This window comes from Pontibacter sp. Tf4 (genome assembly GCF_014212495.1).
GTDB lineage: Bacteria > Bacteroidota > Bacteroidia > Cytophagales > Hymenobacteraceae > Pontibacter.
The window spans coordinates 1-1,175 of record NZ_JACKZC010000023.1 but is presented as its reverse complement, the minus strand read 5'-3'; the positions used below and the strand labels follow the sequence as shown (position 1 = coordinate 1,175).

The following is a 1,175-nucleotide window of genomic DNA, read 5'->3' as shown; positions in this document are numbered from 1 at the left end:
ATGTTACGGCCGTCAAACACTACTTTGTCTTTCATCAGTTTGCTGGCCACTGTAAAGTTCGGGGAACGGAACTCAGGCCACTCAGTTACCAGCAGCAGCGCATCGGCATCGATCAGGGTCTCATACTCGTCTTTGCCATACTGGATCGTGTCGCCCAGTGTGTGCTGGGCCTCTTTCATGGCCACCGGATCGTAGGCTTTTACCTGGGCGCCCTGCTCCAGCAGCTTTTTGATGATCACCAGCGAGGGCGCCTCCCGCATGTCGTCTGTTTTTGGTTTGAACGACAGCCCCCACACAGCAAAGGTTCTGCCGGCCAGGTTGCCGTTAAAGTGGGCCATGATCTTGTTGAAGAGAACCGATTTCTGGTGCTCGTTCACTTCCTCCACCGATTTCAGGACACGCATTTCGTAGCCATTCTCATTGGCCGTGCGGATCAGGGCCTTCACATCTTTGGGGAAACAGGAACCGCCGTAGCCAATGCCCGGGTAAATGAACTTGTTGCCGATACGGGCATCCGAGCCAATGCCTTTGCGCACCATGTTCACATCGGCCCCCATGATCTCGCACAGGTTGGCAATGTCGTTCATGAAGCTGATCTTGGTGGCCAGCATGGCGTTAGCGGCATACTTGGTCATCTCCGCAGAGGGTATGTCCATGAAAATAAGCGGATGGCCGTTCATCAGGAAAGGCTTGTATAGTTTGGTCATCACCCCTTCGGCTTTCTCCGAGGCCACCCCCACCACAATTCTGTCTGGCTTGAGGAAGTCTTCGATCGCAGCCCCTTCTTTCAGGAACTCAGGGTTAGAGGCTACATCAAACGGGATGCTGGCGCTACGGGTAGCCAGCTCTTCTTCAATGGCGTGGCGTACCTTCTGGGCGGTGCCAACCGGCACGGTGCTCTTGGTCACCACCACCAGGTAATCGTTCATGTGCTGGCCGATCGCGCGGGCCACGGCCAGTACGTATTTGAGGTCGGCCGAGCCGTCTTCGCCCGGAGGCGTGCCCACGGCTATAAAGGCGGCATCGCAGCCTTGGATGCTGGTGGCCAGGTCCGTGGAAAAGGAAAGGCGCTCTTTCTGCGTGTTGCGCAGCACCATTTCCTCCAGCCCCGGCTCATAGATCGGCAGAATCCCTTTTTTCAGGTTCTCGATCTTGTTTTCATCTATGTCAATGCA

General features: G+C 55.7%; 1 protein-coding gene. It reads right to left on the bottom strand.

Annotated features, from left to right (window positions below; genetic code table 11):
• Positions 1–1,175 (bottom strand): UDP-glucose/GDP-mannose dehydrogenase family protein (locus H7F15_RS19305; protein ID WP_185198641.1); only part of this gene is annotated, 1,175 nt, incomplete at both ends.